The following is a 17,054-nucleotide window of genomic DNA, read 5'->3' on the forward strand; positions in this document are numbered from 1 at the left end:
CGCCTAAAGGTAACCACCATCGCTACTTTTGCTGACCGTCGTGCGATTCCGGAGCGCAAGCACCGCCTGAATCGCGAAATCATCGCTTCTGAAGTCCGTCTCAATGGCCCCGAGAACGAGCCGATCGGCATCGTCTCGATCCAGGAAGCGCTCCGGATGGCCGGTGACCTGGACGTCGATCTGGTCGAAATTGCCGCCACTGCAGTCCCGCCGGTCTGCCGGTTGATGGATTACGGCAAGTTCAAGTACCAGGAGCAGAAGCGCGCTGCGGAAGCCAAGTCCAAGCAGAAGGTCATCGAGGTCAAGGAAGTCAAGTTCCGTCCGGGCACGGACGAAGGCGACTACCAGATCAAGATGCGCAACCTGCGCCGCTTCATCGCGGAGGACGGCGACAAGGGCAAGGTCACGCTGCGCTACCGCGGCCGCGAGATCACCCACCAGGACATCGGCATGCGCATGCTGGAACGCATCCGCGACGAGCTGTCCGACGTGGCGGTGGTCGAGCACATGCCCAAGCTCGAAGGCCGTCAGATGATCATGGTGCTGGCGCCGAAGAAGCGCTGAGCATCTGAGACAATCCCGGCGGGGCCGATGAGGCCCCGTCTCAGTTTCAGCCCGTCGATCTGGTCGTCGGCGGGCTTATTAGTCTCCTGCAGGCCGGTCAAGTACCGCGGTCACCCGCGGTCGCCTGGAGGGACGCCCATAGAAGGAGCAGTCATGCCCAAGATGAAGACCAAGAGCAGCGCGAAAAAGCGTTTTCGCGTTCGTCCGGGTGGCACCGTCAAGCGCGGTCAGGCGTTCAAGCGCCACATCCTGACCAAGAAGACCACGAAGAACAAGCGCCACCTGCGTGGCTCTACGACCGTGCATGAGACCAACATGGGCCACATCGCCGCGATGCTGCCCACCGCTGGTCTGTAATCCAGCATTAGACAAGGAGATACAACATGCCTCGCGTCAAACGTGGTGTAACCGCCCGTGCTCGTCACAAGAAGGTCCTGGCTCTGGCCAAGGGCTTCCGTGGTCGTCGCAAGAACGTCTTCCGCATCGCCAAGCAGGCGGTGATGAAGGCGGGCCAGTACGCCTACCGTGACCGCCGTGCCAAGAAGCGCGTGTTCCGCCAGCTGTGGATTGCCCGTATCAACGCGGCAAGCCGTGGCCTGGGTCTGAGCTACAGCAAGTTTGTGGCCGGTCTGAAGAAGGCCGAGATCGACATCGACCGCAAGGTCCTGGCCGACCTCGCCGTCAACGACCCTGCTGGTTTCGCCAGCATCTTCGCCAAGGTGAAGGCCGCTCTGGCTTGATAGCCATGGTCCTCCCGCCGGTGCTCGCCGGCGGGTGGACTGGCCGCTCCGGTCCTGCCGGGGCTGCCTCTTTCAAAGGCCGACACCCCGGTGGTCGGCCTTTTTTCATTCCGGCGCAGTGGTGCGTGAGGGTGCGATGGGCGCCATTCCACCGCTGTGCCATCCGACTTCCGCCAACGCCGCCGACGCCCGTCGGCGCCCCGCGATGAACGACCTCGATCAATTGCTGCATCAGGCGACCGGCGAATTCGCCGCCGCCACGACTCCCGCCGACCTGGAGAACGCCAAGGCGCGTTTCCTGGGCAAGACCGGCCAGGTCACCGAGCTGATGAAGGGCATGGCCAGCCTGCCCGTCGAGGAAAAGAAGACCCGCGGCGCGCAGATCAACCAGCTCAAGCAGGGCATCGAGGCGGCGCTGACCGCGCGCCGCCAGGCGCTGGCGGACGCGGAACTCGAGCTGCAACTCAAGGCCGAGGCGCTGGACGTCACGCTGCCCGGCCGCCAGCGCGGCACCGGCGGCCTGCACCCGATCACGCGGGCGATGGAACGCATCGAAGCGATCTTCGGCTCCATGGGCTTCGACGTCGCCGACGGCCCGGAAATCGAGAACGACTGGTTCAATTTCACTGCGCTGAACACGCCGGAAGACCACCCGGCGCGCTCCATGCACGACACCTTCTACATCGAAGGGGGTCATGTCTTGCGCACGCACACCAGCCCGATGCAGATCCGCTACGCGGTCCAGCACGTGAAGAAGCATCGCGCGGCGATCGACGCCGGCCAGCCGATGCCCGAGATCCGCGTGATCGCGCCGGGCCGCACCTACCGCGTGGACAGCGACGCGACGCATTCGCCGATGTTCCATCAGGTCGAAGGCCTGTGGGTCGGCGAGAACATCAGCTTCAAGGACCTGAAGTCCGTCTACGTGAACTTCATGCAGCAGTTCTTCGAGACGACGGACATGGAGATCCGCTTCCGTCCGAGCTACTTCCCGTTCACCGAGCCCAGCGCCGAGATCGACATGATGTTCGGCTCCGGTCCGCTGAAGGGCCGCTGGCTGGAAGTCTCCGGCTCCGGCCAGGTGCATCCGCAGGTGATCCGCAACATGGGCCTCGATCCCGAGCGCTACATCGGCTTCGCCTTCGGCTCGGGCATCGACCGCCTGGCCATGCTGCGCTACGGCGTCAGCGACCTGCGTCTGTTCTTCGACGGCGACCTGCGCTTCCTGTCGCAGTTCAAGTAAATCGTGCCCCCGGTCGCCTAGAGAGCAAGAGAGAACCCCATGCAATTCCCTGAGTCCTGGCTGCGGGCCTTCTGCAACCCCGCGCTGAACACCCAAGAACTGGCCGAGCTGCTGACCATGTCCGGCCTGGAAGTGGAAGAGCTGCGCCCGGTGGCGCCGCCGTTCCACGGCATCGTCGTGGCCGAGATCGTCGAGGCCGTGCAGCATCCGGACGCCGACCGCCTGCGCGTCTGCAAGGTCAACGCCGGCGGTCCGGAGCTGCTGCAGATCGTCTGCGGCGCGCCGAACGCGCGCGTCGGCATCCGCGTGCCGCTGGCCACGATCGGCGCCGAACTGCCCCCGGGCGAGGACGGCAAGCCGTTCAAGATCGGCAAGGGCAAGCTGCGCGGCGTCGAGAGCTTCGGCATGCTGTGCTCGGCCCGTGAGCTGAAGCTGGCGGAGGACCACGGCGGTCTGCTGGAGTTGGCCGCCGACGCGCCTGTCGGTGAAGACATCCGCAAGCATCTGAACCTGGACGACACGCTGTTCACGCTGAAGCTGACGCCGAACCTGGCGCACGCGCTGAGCGTCTACGGCGTCGCGCGTGAAGTGTCCGCGCTGACCGGCGCGCCGCTGCTGGCGCCCGAGATCAAGCCGGCCGCCGTCGCCACCGAGGCGAAGCTGCCGGTGCGCGTCGACGCCGCGGACCTGTGCGGCCGTTTCTCCGGCCGCGTGATCCGCAACGTCGACACGACCGCGAAGACGCCGCAATGGATGGTCGACCGCCTGGCCCGCTGCGGCCAGCGCTCGGTGTCGCCGCTGGTGGACATCTCGAACTACGTGATGTTCGAGCTGGGCCGTCCGTCCCACATCTTCGACCTCGACAAGATCCACGGCGAGCTGATCGTCCGCTGGGGCAAGCCGGGTGAACAGCTCAAGCTGCTGAACGGCACCACGATCGAAGTCGACGGCACCGTCGGCGTGATCGCCGATCGCGAGCAGGTCGAGTCGCTGGCCGGCATCATGGGCGGCGACGCCACCGCCGTGTCCGACGACACGAAGAACATCTACGTCGAAGCCGCGTTCTGGTGGCCGAAGGCGGTCATGGGGCGTTCGCGCCGCTTCAACTTCTCGACCGACGCGGGCCACCGCTTCGAACGCGGCGTCGATCCGGCCGGCACCGTCGACCATATCGAACGGATCACGCAGCTGATCCAATCGATCTGCGGCGGCGAGGCGGGTCCGATGGACGACCAGACCACGCAACTGCCCGAGCGCAAGCCGGTCGCGCTGCGCGTCGAACGCGCCGCCAAGGTCATCGGCATGCCGGTGACGCAGGCCGACTGCGAAGGCGTGTTCAAGCGCCTGGGTCTGGAATTCACCTCGGCCCCCGGCGTGGTCACGGTGACGCCGCCGACCTTCCGCTTCGACATCCAGATCGAGGAAGACCTGATCGAGGAAGTCATCCGCGTGCTGGGCTACCCGAAGCTGCCGGCGACGCCGCCGCTGGCGCCGGTGGTCGGCAAGGTGGGTTCGGAATCGCGCCGCGCGACGCACGCGCTGCGCCACGCGATGGCCGGTCTGGGCTACTTCGAGACGATCAACTTCAGCTTCGTCGAGGCGCGCTGGGAGCAGGAGCTCGCCGGCAACGCCAACCCGATCCAGCTGCTGAACCCGATCGCCGCGCCGCTGGCGGTGATGCGCACTTCGCTGATGGGCTCGCTGGTCCAGGCCTTGCGCAACAACCTGGCGCGCAAGTCGCCGCGCGTGCGCGTGTTCGAGATCGGCCGCGTGTTCCTGCGCGACGCGTCGGTGCAGGAAAGCGACACCACCATCGCCGGCATCGCGCAGCCGATGCGGCTGTCCGGTCTGGCCTGGGGCCCGGCGGACCAGCGGCAATGGGCGCAGAAGGACCGCGCGGTCGACTTCTTCGACGTCAAGGGCGACCTGGAAGCGCTCTTCGCGCCGCGTGAGCTGCGCTTCGAAGCGGCCGAACATCCCGCACTGCATCCGGGCCGCAGCGCCCGCGTGCTGCTGGACGGCCAGCCGATCGGCGTGGTCGGCGAGCTGCATCCGAAGTGGCGTCAAGGCTACGAACTGCCGAGCGCACCCGTCCTGTTCGAGCTGTCGCTGGACGCCGTGCTGGCGCGCACGCTGCCGCAGGGTCAGGGCGTGCCTCGCCTGCAGGCGGTGCAACGCGATCTGGCGCTGATCGTCAATGAGCAGGTCACCTATGACTCCCTCATCCGGGCGATCGAATCCAGCGGCGAAGCCCTGGTACGCTCTGCGCGTTTGTTCGACGTCTTCAAACCGGCGCAGCCGACGGCGGAACTGAAGGCTGGCGAACGCAGCCTGGCCGTGCGCCTGTCGCTGCTCGATGACGAGAACACGCTGACCGACGAGCGCATCGAACAGGCGGTGGCGAAGGTGGTGGCGCAGCTGGGCGAAAGTCTCGGCGCGCGCCTGCGAGGCTGAGGGAGGGGAGGACACCCATGAGTGATGACGATCTGAAGGAGCAGGCGCGCGTGCTGCTCGGCAGCCTGGAGACGCCCACGCTGACCAAGGCCGAGCTGGCGGAACTGCTGTTCGACAAGCTCGGCCTGAACAAGCGCGAGTCCAAGGACATGGTCGAGGCCTTCTTCGACATCATTCACCAGAGCCTTTCCAGCGGCCGCGAAGTGAAGCTCTCGGGCTTCGGCAACTTCAACATCCGCCGCAAGGCGCCCAGACCCGGCCGCAACCCGCGCACCGGCGAAGCGATCCCGATTGCGGCCCGCAACGTCGTGACGTTTCATGCGAGTCACAAATTGAAAGAAGCCGTCCAAGGCAACACGCCTTCGACGGGGGACTTCGAGTAGAGTCTGACCCTTCCCGCCGCTGCCGGAGCCGCTGATTCCCATGGACGTCCAGCTTCCCGCCATTCCTGCCAAGCGCTACTTCACCATCGGTGAGGTGAGCGAGCTGTGCGGCGTGAAGCCCTACGTGCTCCGCTATTGGGAACAGGAGTTCACGCAGCTCAAGCCGATGAAGCGGCGCGGCAACCGGCGCTATTACCAGCACCACGAAGTGCTGCTGATCCGCCGCATCCGCGATCTGCTCTACGACCAGGGCTTCACGATCAGCGGCGCACGCAATCAACTGATCGACGCGACGCACACGGCGACCACCGCGCAGGAGTTCCGCGCGGAAGCGCTGGCGGCCGCGCAGCTCGACGTGTACCGGGACCATCGCGAAGCGTCGCGCGCGCTGGCCGCGGACGTCGCGCACAGCGCGGCGCACACGTCGGTGTCGCTCGAGAAACTCACCTTGGAACAGGTCAGGGACGAGTTGTTGGCGATTCGAGAGAGTTTGCTTGCATGATCCTCTCGAATACGTATAGAATCTAAGGCTTGTCGGGGCGTAGCGCAGCCTGGTAGCGCACTTGCATGGGGTGCAAGGGGTCGCGAGTTCGAATCCCGCCGCCCCGACCATTTATTAGAAGAATCAGGAAGCCCGGTATCGCAAGATGCCGGGCTTTTTGCTTTCCGGGCCCAGCCCCATCCACGGGCGCAACGCGTTGACGCGCATCGCCAGCAGCGCGGCGGACAGGCAGCCCAGCGCCGTGATCATGACGATCGCGGCCACCTCGATCGCGAGCGGCCAGTGCAGCGGCGCCAGCAGGTGTCCCGCGATCACCGTGATCGTCTGGTGGACGAGGTAGAACGGGAACACCGCCAGCGTCAGCCAGCGCAGCAGCGGCGAATCGCGATCGGCGAGCCACTGCCGTCCGAATCCCAGCACCGCCACGATCGGCAGCCATTGCTTGCCGGCGTTCAGCGCGCGCATCGCCATCAGCAGCCACTCCGGGAAGTCCTCGCCATGGGCGAGACGCCATCCGTCCGTGAGCGTCTGCGATAGCAGTTGAACCACGACGAAGCCGACAAGCGCGATCCAGCGCAGACGCCGGGCGGCCTCCCACCCACCATGGCGGTCGTCGCGGCTGCCGTAAAGCGCGAAGCCGAGCAGGAACACCACGAAGTACACGCCGTGCTGGTACCAGTCATGGACGAAGTCGTGCGTGGCGGGGAAGCGATCCAGCAGATGCTGGCGCAGCAGCGCGAACGCCATCCATGGCACCCACAGCAGGCGCCCGCCGCTGACGACGCGGCGCCAGCCCGGATGCGCGAACACGGCGCGCACCGCGCGAAGTCGCAGCGCCAGCAGCACGATCACGGTGTAGGCCCAGAGATAGGGCAGAAACCAGAGGTGGTTCCACGTCGGCAGCTTCAGGCAGTCGTCGCCGCGGCAGAAGCCGTGGTACGCCTGGAAGTAGAGCTTCAGGAAGTCGCCGTAGCTGCCGGCGTAGTGGAGCTTCTCGACCACCTCCAGATACGCCTGCGGCGGGACGATCACCGTCATGCCGAACAGCAGCGGCAGCAGCAGCCGCTTGCTGCGTGAGCCGATCAGCCCGTCGATGCCGTGGACGCGCTCCGCCATGAGTGCGGTCGCCGCGCCGGAGATCAGGAACAGCAGCGACATGCGCCACGGGTTCAGCCAGAGCATCCAGGCTTCGAGCGCGGGGACGAGCCGCGGCGACTTCACGTGCCAGTCCCAGCTCACGTAGAACATGCCCGAGTGGTAGAGGATCAGCAGGCCGAAGGCGATGACGCGGAGCCAGTCCAGTTCGGTCAGGCGGGGGGACGAAGGAGCGCCGCGCGAGGGGAGGGGGGGGGTGTTCATGGGCTGCAGCTTCGTCCCCGCCGGGTCTTGCGCGTCGTGTATGTGACGAACCGCCCCCGCCCGGTGACGAGCCGCCCCGTCCCAGGGGCCGCTCGCGCGGGGTCTGCGCCTCAACGCGCTTCCAAGCGTCTCGCCCGCGCCTACACTGCGCCGCCATGACCGAGGACAAGTGGCTGGGGATCTATCTGAGGCGACGGCGCTGGGTCGAGCGTGCGCTCTGGAGCGCGCTGCTCCTCGGCTCCGCGTTGGCGAACACGATCACGACCAACCTGGACATCCGCCGCGCCGGACTGCGGTTCGATACCTGGGAGCCGGCGGTCTGGGAGTTCTCCAGCGCCCTCGTCTGGATGGTGCTGATCCCGTGGATCGTGCGCGCGGCGGATACGAAACCGCTGCGCTGGGGCGTGCTGCGACGGCATCTGCCCTGGCACCTGGTGTTCGCGCTCGTCACGAGTCTGGCGCATGTGCTGGGCATGGTGGCGCTGCGCAAGCTGGCCTATGCAACGCAGGACGCCGTCTACGACTTCGGCAACTGGCCGCTGGAGTTGTTCTATGAAGGACTGAAGGACGTTCGCAGTTACGCCTTCATCCTGGTGATCGCCGGGGCCTACCGGTTGTTCGTGTGGCGCTGGCAGGGCGAGGCGAGCTTGCTGGCGGAACCGCCGACGCCGGTTCCTGCGCCAACGACAACGCCAACGCCGACAGCAGTGCCGACAGCAATGCCAATTCCGGCGGCGGCGCCGACGCTGGCCCCGGCGCCGGCCACGGCCCCATTGCCCGAGCGCCTGCTCGTGAAGAAGCTCGGCAAGGAGTTCCTGCTCCCGATGGACGAGATCGAGTGGGTGCAGGCCTGCGGCAACTACGTCAACCTGCGTCGCCAGCAGCACGACTACCCGCTGCGCAGCAGTCTGGGCGCGTTCGAGCAACGCCTGGACCCGGCCGCGTTCGTGCGCGTGCATCGCGGCTACCTGGTGCGGCTGAGCCTGATCGAGGCCATCGAGCCGACCGAAGCCGGCGACGCCCACCTGCGCCTGCGCGACGGCAGCCGCCTGCCGTGCAGCCGCACCTATCTGGAGCGCCTGCGACAGCGTCTTGTCTGACTGGGCGAACTCCTGTCCGCCGGGTTCACCGGAGCGTCCTTGCGCGGCTATGCTCTGACCCCAATGGACGCCCCTCTGGAAAACCACGACGTCGACGACCCGTCACCGCGCCTGCTGCGTGCGACCGGCGAGGGCGGACGCCTGCAGGCCCGGCTGGAGGGCGACTGGACGCTGCTGGCACTGCGCGAGCGGGTCGAGGCGCTGCGCGGGGAACTGGGCGACGTGCCCACCGCCAACGTGGCCTGGGACCTGAGCGCGGTGCGCCGGCTGGACCCGACCGGCGCGCTGCTGCTGTGGCAGGCCTGGGGCCGCCGCCAGCCGGAAGACCTGCAGTGGCCGCCGGCGCCGATGGCGGACATGTTCCAGGCGCTCTTCGCCCGCTTGGGAAGCAAACAAGGCAAGCCGGCCAAGCCGCCGCGCGCGCAGAACGTGCGCCAGTTCGGCCAGGGCCTGCTCAACCTCGCCAGCCATCTGCTCGACGCGACCGCGCTGCTCGGGCAGGTGACGCGCGACCTCGGCACGCTGATCCGCCACCCCAACCTGATCGCGTGGAAGGACATCTCCGCCCACATCTACCGCAGCGGCGCGCAGGCGCTCGGCATCACCGCGCTGGTGGGCGTGCTGGTCGGCATCACGCTGTCCTACCTGACCGCCAAGCAGCTGCAGAGCTACGGCGCCGACATCTACGTCATCAACATCCTGGGCATCAGCGTCTGGCGCGAACTGGGACCGCTGCTCGCGGCCATCCTGGTGGCGGGACGCAGCGGCTCGGCCATGACCGCGCAGCTCGGCGTGATGCGGGTGACGCAGGAACTGGACGCGCTCTCGGTGATGGGCATCTCCCACACCATCCGGCTGGTGGTGCCCAAGATGGTGGCCCTGGCACTCTCGTTGCCCCTGGTGATGACCTGGACCAGCAGCATGGTGCTGCTGGGCGGCATGCTGGCCGCGCGGGCGACGCTGGGCCTGGACTACATCCAGTTCCTGCAGGGCCTGCCGGCCGCGGTGCCGGTGGCCAACCTGTGGCTGGGACTGGCCAAATCGGCGGTGTTCGGACTCATGATCGCGTTCGTGGCCTGCCACTTCGGGCTGCGGATCAAGCCGAACAGCGAAAGCCTCGGGACCGGCACCACCGATTCGGTGGTGAGCGCGATCACCGTGGTCATCATCGTGGACGCGATCTTCGCGGTGATGTTCTCTGACCTGGGGATCAAGGGATGAGCGGTTGTATCGACCCGACCTCGGCGGAAGCCACCGGGGAATTGAACGTCCAGCCGGGCGACCCGGTGATCGAGGTGCGCCACGTCGGCACGGTGCTGGGTGGCGTGCGCATCCACAAGGACCTGAGTCTCGAAGTCACGGCCGGCGAGGTGCTGGCCATCATCGGCGGCTCGGGCAGCGGCAAGACGACGCTGCTGCGGCTGATGCTGGGCCTGGAGCGGCCCAGCGAGGGCGAGGTGCTGGTCTTCGGCCACAAGCTGGGCAAGTGCGAGGCGACCGACCTCGCGCAGGTGCGGCACCGCTGGGGCGTGCTGTTCCAGCAGGGCGCGCTGTTCTCGGCGCTGTCGGTGTTCGACAACGTCGCGCTGCCGCTGCGCGAGCTCAAGAGCCTGCCCAAGGACCTGATCGCCGAGCTGGTCATGACCAAGCTGCAGCAGGTCGGCCTCAAGGCGGAGGACGGCATCAAGATGCCGGCGGAACTCTCGGGCGGCATGATCAAGCGGGTGTCGCTGGCGCGCTCGCTGATCATGGATCCGCAGCTGCTGTTCCTGGACGAACCGACGGCCGGTCTCGATCCGGCGAGCTCGAAGAACTTCGTGCAGCTGATCGAGAGCCTGCGGCGCGAGATGGCGCTGACGGTGGTGATGGTCACGCACGACGTGGACACGCTGTTCGCGATCGCCGATCGCGTGGCGGTGCTGGCGGACCAGCACCTGATCGCGCACGGGCCGCTGGAACTGGTGGTGAAGCAGAAGCATCCGTTCATCCGCAACTTCTTCCTCGGCCACGCGGACCGCTGCGCGGCGGACAACCTGCGCAGCTACCGCGACGCGCTGCAGCACCGCGACGAGATGCCCGCCTGAACACGGGCATCGCGGACATCGCGGGGATCGCAGGCCGCGCGCGCTGACAACAACGAACAACCCACACATCACAAGGACTCGGGCGAGCACATGGAAAACAAGGCACATGCATTGGCCACGGGCCTCTTCGTGCTGCTGCTCGGGGCGGCGCTGGTGGCGGTCATCCTGTGGTTCCGCGATGACCGCGGCGACACGCAGACCTTCACGGTGGTGACCGCTTCGGGCGTGCCGGGACTCAACGTCAAGGCGCCGGTGAAGCTCCGCGGCGTGCAGATCGGGAAGGTGGACACGATCCGCTTCGACCCGACGCAACCGCGGCAGATCCTGGTCGACATCGAGGTCGACTCGGACGCGCCGATCGCCCCGGGCACGCAGGCCAAGCTGGGCTACCAGGGCATCACGGGGCTGTCGTTCATCGACCTGTACGACGGGCAGGATCCCAAGGATCCGAAGCAGAGCGTCCTGGAGACGCGGCGGATCGCGCTGTCGCCGGGCTTCCTCGACCAGCTGCAGGACGCGGGACCGAAGCTCGCGGCGGGCGCGCTGGCGACGATGGACCGCATCCAGAAGGTGCTCAGCGACAGCAATCAGCAGCAGGTGAGCCAGACGCTGGCGCAGTTGAACGAGGCGTCCGCCGGACTCAACCAGCTGGTCAAGGAATTGCGGCCGACGGCGCAGGCGCTGCCGAGTCTGGTGAAGAACACCGACGGGCTCGTGATCGCGGGACGGAACACGCTGGGCAACGTCGATACGCTGGCAAAGCAGGGCGGCGAACTCGTCGACGAATACAAGGGCAAGGCGGCCGCGATCGATCAACTGGGCGACGCGGCGGTGCAGATGCAGCGCACGCTGCGGCGCGTGGAGCTGTCGCTGGTGGGCTCGGCGGACAAGCCGCGTCAACGCGCGGTGCTCGACGACCTGTCGGCGGCCGCTCGCGCGCTGGAACGCGCGGCGCAAAACATCGGCGACCAGCCGCAGAGCCTGATCCTCGGCCCGACGCCCGGCGCGCCCGGACCCGGTGAAACCGGCTTCGAGGCGGGAGCGAAGAAATGAACGACCACATCGAACTTCCGAGGACCGGCGGCGTGCGCCGCGCGGCGCTGCTTGGCGGACTGGCGCTGGCCGCCATGCTCAGCGCCTGTGGCAGCCGACCGCCGGCGCCCACGCAGATGGACCTCGGTCCCGCCCCTGCGTGGCCGCAACAGGCGGCGCTCGCCAAGCGCGTCGAACTCCAGGCCGTCACGGCGCCCGAAACGCTGCAAGGCACGGGCATCGCGTATCGCCTCGCCGACTCGGATCCTTATGCGCGTCGCATGTACCGGGATTCGCGCTGGGCCGCGCCGCTGCCGGTGCTCGTCGCCTCGCGGATGCGCCAGCAGATCGCCCGCGCGCCCGTGGCCGCCAGCGCCGATCCCCAGGTGAGCATCGGCGTGACGTTGGAACTCGAAGAGAGCCTCCAGAACTTCTCCAGCGCCTCGCGCAGCGAGGTGCAGGTGCGGGTGATGGCGACCGCCGAGGACGGCACGCAACGCGCGTTCGATCGGTCGGAACCCGCCGGCGCGAGCGCGGAGGGCGCCGTCAAGGCGACTGCGGCAGCGGTCGATGCGCTCGGTCCTGAGATTGCCGCGTGGGCAGCGACCCTGTCGCCGCGGGTGCCGCAAGGACGCGGCCGCCGTTGAAGCGAAGCGGCGTCAGTGAGACGCCGCGATCCCGCCGCCCATGCGCTGCTGGCGCTGGCGCAGGAAGGCTTCGGCCATGCTCGATTCGGGCTGCAGGCGCTGGCCGATGTAGAGCTCCTGGCGGCGTTCGGTGATCTGCGCGCGCAGGCGGTTGGCCATGATGCCGAGCGGATCCAGGCCGCGCTTCTCCGCGCGCTCGATCGATTCGCCCAGCTCATGCATCGTGTGGCTCTTCAGCAGCGCCAGGTGGGCCTGGACGACCCGCAGCCGGCCCTGCACCGACCGCTCCGCGCTGCGCAGCCATTCCATGACGGCGTCCGCGTCACCGCCGCGGACCTTCACCAGGCTTTCGCCGGCGGCCAGCAGCAGGGCTTCGAGGCGATCCCGGTCGCAGGCCTCGTAGGCCTCGTTGACCTCGGCCATCTTGCGTTCGCGGTGCACGCGTTCGGCGTCGTCCGGCGCGAGGTCCGGATGCAGCCGCTTCGCGGCGCGGCGGTAGAGGGTCTTCAGCGGCGGCGGTCCGACCTGCACCAGGCCGCCTTCAGGCTCGGCGGGCAGCGGCGCGCCGGCCGGCAGCACCGGCAGATGCGGCATCGCCGTGGCACGGGGCGAATCGGGCGCGCGAGCGTCGAGCCCGTTGCGGGCCAGCGCGTCGTGCAGGTAGCGCATCGCGCAGTAGAGCTGCGATTCGAGCGCATCCAGCTCCATGTACAGCGGACCCAGTGCGGCGACGTAGCGGTCGACGAAGCGCTGCATGCGCTGGCGGCAGTCCGCGTACTCGGCCTCCTGCGACGCCAGGTAGCGCTGGAGCTCGGCCAATTGCTCGCGGCGGCGTTCGAATTCGCGCGGCGTGATGGCCTGGCTGAGCATGTTGAGCGGGATCCCTGGATGTTCTGGTATTGACTGCCGATTCTGCCGTGTGCGCATGTCCCTTCAAAGCGCAAACAGCCCCTCCCGGGGCTGTTTTTCTCAGCGTTTTCACCGAGGACCGGGCGAGCGTCGCCCAGTCGGGCCGATCGCTCCCTGCCGGTCAGGGCATGTCGACGCGATTCAGGGGGCGGACGCCGCGCTGGCCGCCTCCGTCGGCCCGCTGGCCACCACGTCCGGCACGCCGATGGGCGCGGAGGCCGGCACGGCAGTGTCTGCTGCCGGCGCGGTCACGGCCGGCGGCGTGTGCGCCCCCGCGGCGGGGCCGCTGATGCCGGCCGTCGGCAGCAGCGGCACGATCAGCAGGGCGACGATGTTGATGATCTTGATCAACGGGTTGACCGCCGGCCCCGCCGTGTCCTTGTAGGGGTCGCCGACGGTGTCGCCGGTGACCGCCGCCTTGTGGGCCTCGGAGCCCTTGCCGCCGTGGTGGCCGTCCTCGATGTACTTCTTGGCGTTGTCCCAGGCGCCGCCGCCCGTGCACATGGAAATGGCGACGAACAGCCCGGTGACGATGGTGCCCATCAGCAGCCCGCCCAGCGCGGCCGGGCCGAGCAGCAGGCCGACCACGATCGGGACGATCACCGGCAGCAATGATGGGACGATCATTTCCTTGATCGCCGCGGCGGTGAGCATGTCCACCGCGCGGCCGTATTCGGGCTTGGCGGTGCCTTCCATGATCCCCTTGATGTCGCGGAACTGGCGCCGCACTTCCTCGACGACCGAGCCCGCCGCGCGTCCCACCGCCTCCATCGCCATCGCGCCGAAGAGGTAGGGGATCAGCCCGCCGATGAACAGGCCGACGATGACCATGTGGTTGCTCAGGTCGAAGCTGACCGACAGCCCCTGCTGCTCCAGCGCGTGGGTGTAGTCGGCGAAGAGCACCAGCGCCGCCAGGCCAGCGGAACCGATCGCGTAGCCCTTGGTGACGGCCTTGGTGGTGTTGCCGACGGCGTCCAGCGGATCGGTGATGTCGCGCACGCTGGCGGGCAGGTCGGCCATCTCGGCGATGCCGCCGGCGTTGTCGGTGATCGGGCCGTAGGCGTCGAGCGCCACGACGATGCCCGCCATGCTGAGCATGGCCGTGGCCGCGATCGCGATGCCGTAGAGCCCCGCCAGCTTGAAAGCCACCAGGATGGCGACGCACACGAACAGCACCGGCCAGGCGGTGGAACGCATGGACACGCCCAGGCCCGCGATGATGTTGGTGCCGTGGCCGGTGGTGGAGGCCTGCGCCACGTGCTGCACCGGCTTGTAGTCGGTGCCGGTGTAGTACTCGGTGATCCACACCATCGCGGCGGTCAGCAGCAGGCCGACCAGGCAGGACAGGAAGAGGGCGTTCGCACCGATGGTCTGTCCGCCGGGCAGGGTCAGGTCCTGCGGGAACAGCGCGCGGGTGATGAACCAGAAGGCGATGGCCGACAGCACGCCCGCGACGACCAGGCCCTTGTAGAGCGCCGGCATCACGTTCTTCATGCCGGGGCTGGCCTTGACGAAGCTGCAGCCGATGATGGAGGCGATGATGGACGCACCGCCCAGCACCAGCGGATACACGATGGCCGCGATCGACATGCCGCCGAAGGTGAGCGCCGCCAGCGCCATCGTGGCGATCAGCGTGACCGCGTAGGTCTCGAAGAGGTCGGCCGCCATGCCGGCGCAGTCGCCGACGTTGTCGCCGACGTTGTCCGCGATCACCGCCGGGTTGCGCGGATCGTCCTCGGGGATGCCCGCCTCGACCTTGCCGACGAGGTCGGCGCCGACGTCGGCCCCCTTGGTGAAGATGCCGCCGCCCAGCCGCGCGAAGATCGAAATCAGCGACGAGCCGAAGGCCAGTCCCAGCATCGGCTTGAGCGTCTGGCTGTCGACGCGGGTGGCGCTGTCGCTGACCCACATGAAGAACAGGCCCACGCCGAGCAGGCCCAGCCCCACGACCAGCATGCCGGTGATGGCGCCGCCCTTGAACGCGACATTGAGCGCCGGTCCGATGCCCTGCGTCGCCGCCTGCGCGGTCCGCACGTTGGCGCGCACGGAGACGTTCATGCCGATGAAGCCGCAACCCCCGGACAGCACCGCGCCGATGAAGAAACCGATCGCCGACTTCCAATCCAGCGCGACGCCGATCAGGATGCCGAGCACCACGCCGACGATCGCGATGGTGCGGTACTGCCGCGCCAGATAGGCCGCGGCACCCTGCTGGATCGCGCCCGCGATCTCCTGCATGCGAGGATTGCCGGGGTCCTGGCTCAGGATCCAGCTGCGTTGGATAAAGCCGTAAAGCACCGCCGCCAGCCCGCAGGCCAGCGCGAAGTACAGCGCCAAACTCGTCGACATAAGGTTGTCTCCTCTCGCTGATTCTTTGATCCGTGAGACGGTTCCATCCAGCGGGCGCCGGGCCTGCGCGCACGCAACAGCAACAGTCCGTCGATCGATGCTAAGCCCGTGAATAGTGCATGGCATGAGCGTTTACCAGCGGATTCACAGGCTTTGCAAGGCGGGTGTCAGGCTTTGCAGGGGCGAACGACACGGGCAGGGCAACAACTGGCCCCCGGGCATGTCATGTGCCTCGTCACGTCACCTTTACAAGCGTTCGGTGCAAGGCGCCCGAAGCCGGCGGAGCCGGTGCCCCTCTCCGCTCAATCTCCTCCTCGCCGCTCGGAATTCGCTCCGAGGGGCACCGGCTCCGCCGGCTTCTCCGAACCGAGGACTGCCCCCGTCAGCGCTTGCGGCGCTCCTTGCGGGGATCGACCGGGCCCGCAGCGCTGGGGCCGATGTAACGGCCGCGCGGACGGATCACCGAGTCGATGGCAAGCTGCTCCATGCTGTGAGCCAGGAGACCGACGCTGCGCGCGATCGCGAAGATCGCAAAGCCGGCGTCCGGCGGCAGCTTGTAACGCGCGACGAGCGCGGCCAGCGCCACGTCCATCGACGGCGGCAGACCGGTCAGCGCGACGACGCGCTCGATCAGGCGAGCGATCGCGGCGGGCGGCTTGAAGTCCGCCATCAGCGACGCCGCACGCGGATCGCCGTCCGGATAGATGTGATGGCCGAAGCCGGGCAGCGGCATCGCCGAGGCCAGATAGCGGTCGACGACGGCATCGGCGCCGTCGCGCTCGACCTCATCGAACAAGGTACGTACGCGCCCCGAGGCGTCGCCGTGCAGCGGGCCGGAGAAGGTCGTCAGTCCCGCGAGCAGGCACGCCGGCAGCGAGGCCCCGGTGGACGCGGTGATGCGCGCGGAGAAGGCCGAGCTGGTGATCTCATGATCCGCCGCGAGGACCAGCGTCTTGCGCAGCAACGCGGCCACGGCGCGCGGCTGACCCCAGCCGCGCGCGAGGCGCTCGTGCAGCGGCAGCGCCTCTTCGTCGGAGGCGCCGAAGGCGACGGCCAGCCGACCGACCAGCGCTGACGCCTCCTCGATCAGCACGCGCGGCAGGCGGCCGCGCGTCGAATGTCCGGTGGCGGTGAGCGCCGCCAGCTCGGCGAATGCGCGGGCACGACCGTCCGGCAGCGCAGCGACGACGTCCAGCGCGGCGCGCGACGGCGAGCCCGATGCGACCACGGGGCGCGGAAACGACGGCGGCGTCTCGACATTCCACAGCAGCCGCGCCGCGTCCTCCAGCGTCGCGGTCCCGGCGAGTTCGACGACGTCGACGCCGCGGTAGAAGGGGCGTCCGCCCGAGAAGGTCGAGACCGCCGTCGGGATGCTGGGTTCTGCGCCGAACAGCGTCGTCGCCGCGAGCGTCTCGCGCGTGCGCCCCGTCTCCTTGCGGCGCACCAGCGCCTTCACGTCCTCGGCGCGATACAGGCTGCGACGCGAGTCCTGCGGATCGGGCTCGACGCCGATACGGCCGCGGCTCACGTAGGCGTAGATCGTCTGCGCACGCACGCCCAGCGCGTCGCGTGCTTCGTCCAGGGTCATCCAGGCAGCCATCGGGGCGTGGTCTCGTGTCGTTGATGTCGTCAATGTATTCATCAACATGAATCCTGTCCACGCCTCGCCTATCCCCTGTCAGGTGATC

Annotated in this window: 16 protein-coding genes and 1 tRNA gene; 13 read left to right on the forward strand and 4 right to left on the reverse strand. The window is 68.1% G+C overall.

Annotated elements, in window-relative coordinates; translation table 11 throughout:
- The first annotated feature begins 18 nt into the window (after positions 1-18).
- The 8 genes from infC to ACQZ13_RS09405 all read left to right on the forward strand — a co-directional run bounded on the left by infC (position 19) and on the right by ACQZ13_RS09405 (position 5,996).
- Positions 19-564, forward strand: coding sequence for a translation initiation factor IF-3 (gene infC, locus ACQZ13_RS09370; protein ID WP_082938615.1), 546 nt, complete (start codon positions 19-21; stop codon positions 562-564).
- Positions 565-717: 153 nt separating this feature from the next.
- A complete protein-coding gene (rpmI, locus tag ACQZ13_RS09375) occupies positions 718-921 on the forward strand; it encodes a 50S ribosomal protein L35 (protein ID WP_431051308.1) in 204 nt (67 codons plus the stop codon).
- 26 nt (positions 922-947) lie between these two features.
- The gene (rplT, locus tag ACQZ13_RS09380; protein WP_067275752.1) at positions 948-1,304 is read left to right on the forward strand and encodes a 50S ribosomal protein L20; all 357 of its coding nucleotides are present in this window, start codon (positions 948-950) and stop codon (positions 1,302-1,304) included.
- Between the two features lie 205 nt (positions 1,305-1,509).
- Positions 1,510-2,547 carry a phenylalanine--tRNA ligase subunit alpha gene (pheS, locus tag ACQZ13_RS09385; RefSeq protein WP_421035907.1) on the forward strand — a complete coding sequence of 346 codons (1,038 nt, stop codon included), beginning with the start codon at positions 1,510-1,512 and terminating at the stop codon, positions 2,545-2,547.
- Between the two features lie 39 nt (positions 2,548-2,586).
- The gene (pheT, locus tag ACQZ13_RS09390) at positions 2,587-5,001 is read left to right on the forward strand and encodes a phenylalanine--tRNA ligase subunit beta (protein ID WP_431051310.1); all 2,415 of its coding nucleotides are present in this window, start codon (positions 2,587-2,589) and stop codon (positions 4,999-5,001) included.
- A 17-nt stretch (positions 5,002-5,018) separates the two neighbouring features.
- Positions 5,019-5,384, forward strand: a complete 366-nt coding sequence (locus ACQZ13_RS09395; RefSeq protein WP_421035905.1) for an integration host factor subunit alpha — start codon at positions 5,019-5,021, stop codon at positions 5,382-5,384.
- 40 nt (positions 5,385-5,424) lie between these two features.
- Positions 5,425-5,886, forward strand: coding sequence for a MerR family transcriptional regulator (locus ACQZ13_RS09400; RefSeq protein WP_088403522.1), 462 nt, complete (start codon positions 5,425-5,427; stop codon positions 5,884-5,886).
- Between the two features lie 33 nt (positions 5,887-5,919).
- Positions 5,920-5,996: transfer RNA gene (locus ACQZ13_RS09405), tRNA-Pro, on the forward strand.
- Positions 5,997-6,009: 13 nt separating this feature from the next.
- Here ACQZ13_RS09405 and ACQZ13_RS09410 read toward each other — a convergent pair.
- Entirely contained in the window at positions 6,010-7,245 is a 1,236-nt protein-coding gene (locus ACQZ13_RS09410) for an acyltransferase family protein (RefSeq protein WP_431051313.1), read from the reverse strand.
- A 155-nt stretch (positions 7,246-7,400) separates the two neighbouring features.
- On the opposite strand from ACQZ13_RS09410, the gene ACQZ13_RS09415 reads away from it, so the two are divergent.
- The 5 genes from ACQZ13_RS09415 (at position 7,401) to ACQZ13_RS09435 (ending at position 12,108) form a co-directional block, all read left to right on the forward strand.
- Complete coding sequence (locus ACQZ13_RS09415; RefSeq protein ID WP_431051315.1) at positions 7,401-8,345, forward strand: LytTR family DNA-binding domain-containing protein; 945 nt, start codon at positions 7,401-7,403, stop codon at positions 8,343-8,345.
- Between the two features lie 63 nt (positions 8,346-8,408).
- A complete protein-coding gene (locus ACQZ13_RS09420) occupies positions 8,409-9,566 on the forward strand; it encodes an ABC transporter permease (protein ID WP_431051317.1) in 1,158 nt (385 codons plus the stop codon).
- Complete coding sequence (locus ACQZ13_RS09425) at positions 9,563-10,429, forward strand: ABC transporter ATP-binding protein (RefSeq protein ID WP_088403527.1); 867 nt, start codon at positions 9,563-9,565, stop codon at positions 10,427-10,429. Before ACQZ13_RS09420 ends, ACQZ13_RS09425 begins: the two co-directional genes overlap by 4 nt.
- Before the next feature lie 90 nt (positions 10,430-10,519).
- The gene (locus ACQZ13_RS09430; RefSeq protein ID WP_431051319.1) at positions 10,520-11,482 is read left to right on the forward strand and encodes an MlaD family protein; all 963 of its coding nucleotides are present in this window, start codon (positions 10,520-10,522) and stop codon (positions 11,480-11,482) included.
- Entirely contained in the window at positions 11,479-12,108 is a 630-nt protein-coding gene (locus tag ACQZ13_RS09435; RefSeq protein WP_431051321.1) for an ABC-type transport auxiliary lipoprotein family protein, read from the forward strand. The genes ACQZ13_RS09430 and ACQZ13_RS09435 overlap by 4 nt, the downstream gene beginning before the upstream one ends.
- Positions 12,109-12,120: 12 nt before the next feature.
- Here ACQZ13_RS09435 and ACQZ13_RS09440 read toward each other — a convergent pair whose 3' ends face one another.
- The 3 genes from ACQZ13_RS09440 to ACQZ13_RS09450 all read right to left on the reverse strand — a co-directional run bounded on the left by ACQZ13_RS09440 (position 12,121) and on the right by ACQZ13_RS09450 (position 16,966).
- Positions 12,121-12,978, reverse strand: coding sequence for a J domain-containing protein (locus ACQZ13_RS09440; RefSeq protein WP_431051323.1), 858 nt, complete (start codon positions 12,976-12,978; stop codon positions 12,121-12,123).
- A gap of 180 nt (positions 12,979-13,158) precedes the next feature.
- Complete coding sequence (locus ACQZ13_RS09445) at positions 13,159-15,366, reverse strand: sodium-translocating pyrophosphatase (RefSeq protein ID WP_431051325.1); 2,208 nt, start codon at positions 15,364-15,366, stop codon at positions 13,159-13,161.
- Positions 15,367-15,748: 382 nt separating this feature from the next.
- Positions 15,749-16,966 (reverse strand): citrate synthase family protein, encoded by a 1,218-nt coding sequence (locus ACQZ13_RS09450; RefSeq protein WP_431051327.1) that lies wholly within the window; start codon positions 16,964-16,966, stop codon positions 15,749-15,751.
- Between the last annotated feature and the right edge of the window lie 88 nt (positions 16,967-17,054).

The organism is Roseateles sp. L2-2 (genome assembly GCF_050613215.1).
Taxonomy (GTDB): domain Bacteria; phylum Pseudomonadota; class Gammaproteobacteria; order Burkholderiales; family Burkholderiaceae_C; genus Roseateles; species Roseateles noduli.